This window comes from uncultured Amaricoccus sp., assembly GCF_937858865.1.
Taxonomy (GTDB): Bacteria; Pseudomonadota; Alphaproteobacteria; order Rhodobacterales; family Rhodobacteraceae; genus Amaricoccus.
In genome coordinates, this window is record NZ_CALLYO010000239.1 from 1 (window position 1) to 6,858 (window position 6,858).

Here is a 6,858-nt window from a genome sequence, read left to right on the forward strand (position 1 = left end):
TGCCGGTGCCGGCGGCGAAGATCACCACCCTGCCCTTCTCGAGATGGCGCACCGCTCGGCGGCGGATGTAGGGCTCGCAGACCTGGTCCATCGGGATCGCCGACACCACCCGGGTGTGGACCCCGCGCCCCTCGAGCGCCGACTGCATGGCGAGCGCGTTCATCACCGTCGCCAGCATTCCCATGTAGTCCGCGGTCGTGCGCTCCATCCCCTGCGCCGAGCCCTGCAGCCCGCGGAAGATGTTGCCGCCGCCGATCACCATGGCGATCTCGACGCCGAGCTCGTGCAGCGAGATGACCTCCTCGGCGATCCGCTCTACCGTGGGTGGATGCAGCCCGTATTGCTGCGGCCCCATCAGCGCCTCGCCGGAGATCTTGAGGAGGATGCGCTTGTAGGCGAGGCGGGCGGCCGGGGCCTGGGCTGCCATGGTAGCCACCTCCGTCATGCCTCAGCCTTCCTCCCGTCGATCGCGCGCAAAATGGCCGAATTCGGCTAGGGTTTCAACGTCTATTCCCGGGCGTTTCACGCTCGGACGCCCGGGAACGCAGCGCGGTCCGCCGCGCCGCGACAGGCCCGCCGGCTCAGCGGCCGGCGGTCTTGGCGACCTCGGAGGCGAAGTCCTCGGCCTCCTTCTCGACGCCCTCGCCCACCGCGAGCCGGGCGAAGGCCACCACTTCCACGCCGGCGTCCTTCGCCGCCTGGCCGACGGTGACGTCGGGATTGATGACGAACTTCTGGTTGAGGAGCGTGACCTCCTCGAAGAACTTCTTCATCCGCCCGACGATCATCTTCTCGATCACCGCGTCCGGCTTGCCGCTCTCGCGCGCCTGCTCGGTCAGGATGTTCTTCTCCCGCTCGACCAGCGCGGGATCGAGGTCGGCCTCGCCGAGCGAGGCCGGCGCCGTCGCCGCGACGTGCATGGCGATCTGCTTGCCGATGCCGTTGTCGGCGCCCTTCAGCGCCACCAGCACGCCGATCTTGCCGAGGCCGTCCGCCACCGCGTTGTGGACGTAGGAAGCGACGCTCTCGCCCTCGACCGCCACCATGCGGCGCAGGTGCAGGTTCTCGCCGATGGTGGTGATCTTCTCGGTCACCGCCTCCTCGACCGTCTGGTCGCCGAGCTTCGCGCCCCGGAGCGCCTCGATGTCGGCGCAGCCGGTCGCCACCTCGGCGATCGCCCGCACGATGGCCTGGAAGTCCGAGTTGCGCGCCACGAAGTCGGTCTCGGAATTGACCTCCACCGCCACGCCCACGCCGCCCTTCACCGCCACGCCGACGAGGCCCTCGGCCGCGGTGCGGCCGGCCTTCTTCGCCGCCTTGGCGAGGCCCTTGGTGCGCAGCCAGTCGATGGCCGCCTCCATGTCGCCCCCCGTCTCGGTCAGCGCCTTCTTGGCGTCCATCATCCCCGCGCCCGAGACGTCACGCAGTTCCTTCACCATCGTCGCCGTGATCGACATCACGAAAATCCCTTCAAAGCTCGAAATCGGCGCCGCGGGCGCCCGGGCGCGCCGCGGCATCTTCCCGGCGGGATCAGGCCTCGGCCTCGCCCGCCTCCTCGGCCAGCGCCTCCTCGACCGGGCCCTCGGCCAGCGCGCCGATGTCGACGCCGGCCGCGCCCATCTGCGCCGCCATGCCGTCGATCGCCGCCCGCGCGATCAGGTCGCAGTAGAGCGCGATCGCCCGCGCCGCGTCGTCGTTGCCGGGGACCGGATAGTCGATCCCGTCCGGCGAGGAGTTCGAATCGAGCACCGCGATCACCGGGATGCCGAGCTTCCTCGCCTCGAGGATCGCCAGATCCTCCTTGTTGGTGTCGATGACGAAGATCATGTCGGGCGTGCCGCCCATCTCGCGGATGCCGCCGAGCGACTGCTGCAGCTTGTTCTGCTCCCGCTCGAGCCCGAGCCGCTCCTTCTTGGTCAGGCCGGCGGCGCCGCCCGCGAGCTTCTCGTCGATCGACTTCAGCCGCGAGATCGACTGCGAGATCGTCTTCCAGTTGGTGAGCGTGCCGCCCAGCCAGCGGTGGTTCATGTAGTATTGCGCCGACCGCTCGGCCGCGTCGGCGACGGCCTTCTGCGCCTGCCGCTTGGTGCCGACGAAGAGGATGCGCCCGCCCTTGGCGACGGTCTCGCGCACGGCGAGCAGCGCCTGGTCGAGGAGCGGCACGGTCTGGGTCAGGTCGATGATGTGGATGCCGTTGCGGTCGCCGTAGATGTACGGCCCCATGCGCGGGTTCCAGCGGTGGGTCTGGTGGCCGAAGTGGACGCCGGCTTCCAGGAGCTGGCGCAGGGTGAATTCAGGCAGAGCCATGGCTCGCGTCTTCCTCTTTCCGGTTTCGCCGCGGCGGAGAAGCGGGCCTTGCGACCCGACCGGTGGACCGACGGGGATGTCTCCCCCGCGCGGCCCTCGCCTCCGCCTGTGGATTTGAACGGCGGGGCTCTAGCCGCTTTTCCGCCGGATTGCAAGCCGCCCTGCCGAGAGCAGAGCAAGAGCGGCTTTTCAGGACGCGCATTTTCGCCGACCTTCGGCACGACCGTCACCGAGGGAGGATGAAGCGTGCGACCCGGCCCGGAAGACGACCGCTTCAGGTCCCTCTACCGCTTCGCCTCGATCCCGGAGGCCGTGCTCGCCGCGCGCCGCACGCTCGGGTCCGGGCGGGTCGCCTTCGAGGACATCGAGGGCGCCGCGGTGACCCACGGCCAGCTCGCGCTGGCCGCGGCGGTGCTCGAGCGCCGGCTGCGGGCGCGGTTCGCGCCCGGCGAGCGGGTCGGCCTGCTCCTGCCGGCGGCGCCGGGCGCCGCCGCGGTCCTGCTCGCCTTCTGGCGCGCCGGGCGGGTGCCGGCGCTGCTCAACCCGACGGTCGGGGCCGGGCCGCTGCTCTCGGCCCTGCGCACCGCCGGCTGCACCAGCGTCCTCTCGAGCCGCGGCTTCGCCGAGAAGGGCGGCTTCGGCGACCTTTTCACGCTGCTGCGGGCGGAGGGGCTGAACCTCGTCTGGACCGAGGATCTGCGCGAGGTGGCGACGGGCTTCGACCGGCTCGCCGGCTTCGTCGCCGCCCGGCGCGCCCCGGGCGATCTCGGGCGGGAGACCGAGGCGGCGGTGCTCTTCACCTCGGGGACCGAGGGCGCGCCGAAGGGGGTGGTGCTCACCCACGGCAACCTCCTCGCCAACGTCGCGCAGCTGCAGGCGCGGGCGCCGATCGGGCCGGACGACCGGGCGGTCTCGGCGCTGCCGCTCTTCCACAGCTTCGGCCTCACCGCCGGCATCGTGCTGATGCTCGCGACCGGCATCCGCACCGGGCTCCACCCCTCGCCGCTGCACTACCGGGTCATCCCGGAGCTGGCGCGCAAGCTTCAGGCGACGATCCTGCTCGGCACCGACACCTTCCTCGCCGGCTGGGGGCGGCGGGCGACGGCGGAGCATTTCGCCTCGCTGCGCGCCGTCGTGGCCGGCGCCGAGCCGGTCAAGGCGACGACGCGGGCCTTCTGGGCGGAGCGGTTCGGGGCGACCGTCCTCGAGGGCTACGGCGCGACCGAGACCGGGCCGGTGATGGCGCTCAACGACCTCGGCGATCCGCGGCCGGGGACGGTGGGGCGCCTGCTGCCCGGCATCGAGCACCGGCTGGAGCCGGTCGCCGGCGTCGAGGGCCACCGGCTGCTGGTGCGGGGGCCGAACGTGATGGCGGGCTACCTGCTGCCCGGGGGCGGCGGACGGGTCGCGCCGCCCGCGGGCGGATGGTACGACACCGGCGACATCGTGCGGCTGGGCGAGGAAGGGCACGTCGTCATCGTCGGCCGGGCGAAGCGCTTCGCCAAGGTGGGCGGCGAGATGGTCTCGCTGGCCGCGGTCGAGGCGCTCGCCGGCGAGGTCTGGCCGGGGGAGCCGCTCGGGGCGGCCGCCCTCCCCTGCCCGCGCAAGGGGCAGAAGGTCGTCCTCGCCCTCGCCAACCCCGCCGCGACGCTCGAGGCCCTCAGGACCCGCGCCAGGGAGGCGGGCGTGGCCGAGATCCAGCTCCCCGCCGAGCTGCGCATCCTGGCCGAGATCCCGGTCACCGCCTCCGGCAAGACCGACTTCCCGCGGCTGCAGGCCCTGCTCGAGGCCGCCGGGGGATGAGCCGGCGGGCACGGGGTGGGCACGCGTGCCCACTTGGCCCTACCGTTGTTTTCATTGAATAAAGTGGCCCGCCGTTAAGCGGATCGAAACCTTCGTTAACGGGATTCCGGGCGCGCCGGAGGCGCGCTCAGCGGTTCGCCTCGCGGATCTTCTCCGCCGCGGCCTTGTCGAAGCTGATCCCCTTGGCGGTGAGGAGCTCGTCGAGCTCGCCCGACAGCGTCATCTCGGTCACGATGTCGCAGCCGCCGACGAACTCGCCCTTCACGTAGAGCTGGGGGATGGTCGGCCAGTCGGAGAAGCTCTTGATCCCGTTGCGGATCGCCTCGTCGGCCAGCACGTTCACGTCCTTGTAGGCGATGCCCATGTAGTTGAGCACGCCCGCGACCCGGCTCGAGAAGCCGCACTGCGGCATCTGCGCCGTGCCCTTCATGAACAGGACCACGTCGTTCGCCTCGAGGTCGGCCTTGATCGCCTCGTGCGCCGAGGCTTCGGTGGTGGTCATTTCCCTTACTCCGGTACCTTGGTCGTCAGCGCCAGAGCGTGCAGCTCGCCCTGCGACCCTTCCATCTTCCCCTTGAGCGCGGCGTAGACCAGCTGATGCTGCCGCACCCGGTTCAGCCCGCGGAACTCCTCGGCGGTCACCGTCGCGGCATAATGGTTGCCGTCGCCGGCCAGGTCGGTGATCTCGACCTTCGCGGAGGGGAACTCCGCCCGGATCAGCCGCTCGATCTCCGCCGCTTCAATCGCCATCTCGGCAACCGTCTCCCGCCATTCTTCGCGGAAACTTAGAACCGCTCCAGGGGCGCTGCAAGGGGCGCCGCTCAGTCGAGGAGCCGCGGCAGGCCCGAGGCATGCGCCGCGGCCACCGCCGCGAGCGCGACGCGCCCTGCGCCGAGGCGGATCTCGTCGCCGCCGAACCAGCCGACGTCGCGCAGCGGCACCAGCGCATCGCGCGCCCGCCCCATCAGGTCGGCCACCGCCTCGGGCGCGCAGGCGATCAGGTAGCGCGCCTGGTCCTCGCCGAAGAACCAGCGCGTCGCGTCGAGCAGGTCGTCGGCGACCACCTCGACCCCGAGGACCCCGGCCAGGGCCATCTCGACCGCCGCCAGCGCGAGGCCGCCGTCGGAGAGGTCGTGCGCCGCCCGCACCAGCCCGGCGGCGTTGGCCCGGCGCAGGAACTCGCCCGTCCGCCGCTCGCGGGCCGGATCGACCGGCGGCGCGTCGCCCTCCTCGCGGCCGAAGACCTCGGCGAGGAGCGCCGACTGGCCGAGATGCCCGCGGGTCTCCCCGAGGAGGAGCAGGCGGTCGCCGTCGGAGGGCGCCATGCGGATCACGGCGTCGAGCCGCTCGATCAGCCCCACCCCGCCGATGGTCGGCGTCGGCAGGATCGCCCGGCCCTCGGTCTCGTTGTAGAGGCTGACGTTTCCCGACACGATCGGCATGTCGAGCGCGAGGCAGGCGGCGGCGATGCCTTTGATGCAGCCGACGAACTGGCCCATGATCTCCGGCCGCTCCGGGTTGCCGAAGTTGAGATTGTCCGTCGCCGCGAGCGGCCGCGCGCCGGTCGCCGTCAGGTTGCGGTAGGCCTCGGCCACGGCCTGCGCCCCGCCGCGCTCGGGATTGGCGCGGCAGTAGCGCGGGTTCACGTCCGAGGTGAAGGCGATGCCCTTGCCGGTCCCGTGCACCCGCACGACGCCGGCGTCCGATCCCGGCGGCACCACGGTGTCGGCCATCACCATATGGTCGTACTGCGACCAGACCCAGGCCCGGCTGCAGTGGTTGGGGCTGGCGATGATCCTCACCACCGCCTCCACCGGATCGACGGCCGGCACCGGGCCGAGCGGCGCCGGCCCGGGCGTCGCCTCCCAGGGGCGGTCGTATTCGGGCGCGGTGCCGGAGAGCGCCTTCAGCGGCAGGTCGGCCTTCACCTCGTTGCCGTGCAGCACGAGGAAGCGGTCCTCGGCGATCGTCTCGCCGACCACGGCGAAGTCGAGATCCCATTTCTCGAAGACGGCGCGCGCCTCGGCCTCCTTCTCCGGGCGGAGCACCATCAGCATCCGCTCCTGGCTCTCGGAGAGCATCATCTCGTAGGCGGTCATCCCCGCCTCGCGCACCGGCACCCGGTCGAGGTCGAGCCGGATGCCGAGGTCGCCCTTGTCGCCCATCTCGACCGCCGAGCAGGTGAGCCCGGCCGCGCCCATGTCCTGGATCGAGATGACGGCGCCCGTCGCCATCAGCTCGAGGCAGGCCTCCATCAGCCGCTTCTCGGTGAAGGGGTCGCCCACCTGCACGGTCGGGCGCTTCTCCTCGATCGTCTCGTCGAACTCGGCCGAGGCCATGGTCGCCCCCCCGACGCCGTCGCGCCCGGTCTTGGCGCCGAGGTAGACGACCGGCATCCCGACGCCCGAGGCGGCCGAGTAGAAGATGCCGTCCGCCGGCGCGAGGCCGGCCGCGAAGGCGTTGACGAGGCAGTTGCCGTTGTAGGCGGGGTGGAAGCGCAGCTCGCCGCCGATCGTCGGCACGCCGAAGGCGTTGCCGTAGCCGCCGATCCCGGCGACGACGCCGTTGACGAGGCTCCGCGTCTTCGGATGCGCGGGCTCGCCGAAGGAGAGCGCGTTCATCGCCGCGATCGGCCGCGCCCCCATGGTGAAGACGTCGCGCAGGATGCCGCCGACCCCGGTCGCCGCCCCCTGGTAGGGCTCGATGTAGGAGGGGTGGTTGTGGCTCTCCATCTTGAAGACGAGGGCC

Annotated in this window: 7 protein-coding genes; 1 reads left to right on the plus strand and 6 read right to left on the minus strand. The window is 71.8% G+C overall.

The features are described from left to right. From Q0112_RS06575 to rpsB, 3 genes are all read right to left on the minus strand, one after another. Positions 1–445 (minus strand): uridine monophosphate kinase (locus Q0112_RS06575; protein ID WP_367278449.1); only part of this gene is annotated, 445 nt, incomplete at its 3' end. 136 nt (positions 446–581) lie between these two features. Next, the gene (tsf, locus tag Q0112_RS06580) at positions 582–1,457 is read right to left on the minus strand and encodes a translation elongation factor Ts (RefSeq protein WP_297973001.1); all 876 of its coding nucleotides are present in this window, start codon (positions 1,455–1,457) and stop codon (positions 582–584) included. A gap of 73 nt (positions 1,458–1,530) precedes the next feature. Beyond that, complete coding sequence (gene rpsB / locus Q0112_RS06585; RefSeq protein ID WP_297972986.1) at positions 1,531–2,307, minus strand: 30S ribosomal protein S2; 777 nt, start codon at positions 2,305–2,307, stop codon at positions 1,531–1,533. 246 nt (positions 2,308–2,553) lie between these two features. Between rpsB and Q0112_RS06590 the strand changes: the two genes are divergently transcribed. Further along, positions 2,554–4,110: an AMP-binding protein gene (locus tag Q0112_RS06590; protein ID WP_297972990.1), complete on the plus strand. Its 1,557-nt coding sequence runs from the start codon at positions 2,554–2,556 to the stop codon at positions 4,108–4,110. Positions 4,111–4,237: 127 nt separating this feature from the next. Here the strand turns inward: Q0112_RS06590 and grxD are convergent, their stop codons facing one another. The 3 genes from grxD to purL all read right to left on the minus strand — a co-directional run. Then, a complete protein-coding gene (grxD, locus tag Q0112_RS06595; protein WP_297972993.1) occupies positions 4,238–4,612 on the minus strand; it encodes a Grx4 family monothiol glutaredoxin in 375 nt (124 codons plus the stop codon). 5 nt (positions 4,613–4,617) lie between these two features. Beyond that, complete coding sequence (locus Q0112_RS06600; protein WP_297972995.1) at positions 4,618–4,860, minus strand: BolA/IbaG family iron-sulfur metabolism protein; 243 nt, start codon at positions 4,858–4,860, stop codon at positions 4,618–4,620. 71 nt (positions 4,861–4,931) lie between these two features. Continuing rightward, a partial coding sequence (gene purL, locus Q0112_RS06605) for a phosphoribosylformylglycinamidine synthase subunit PurL (protein WP_297972998.1) occupies positions 4,932–6,858 on the minus strand: 1,927 nt, incomplete at its 5' end.

Bases quoted from the DNA above. Each gene is read 5' to 3' on its own strand.
- tsf (WP_297973001.1), bottom strand. From the start codon at position 1,457: ATGTCGATCACGGCGACGATGGTGAAGGAACTGCGTGACGTCTCGGGC.
- rpsB (WP_297972986.1), bottom strand. From the start codon at position 2,307: ATGGCTCTGCCTGAATTCACCCTGCGCCAGCTCCTGGAAGCCGGCGTC.
- grxD (WP_297972993.1), bottom strand. From the start codon at position 4,612: ATGACCACCACCGAAGCCTCGGCGCACGAGGCGATCAAGGCCGACCTC.
- Q0112_RS06600 (WP_297972995.1), bottom strand. From the start codon at position 4,860: ATGGCGATTGAAGCGGCGGAGATCGAGCGGCTGATCCGGGCGGAGTTC.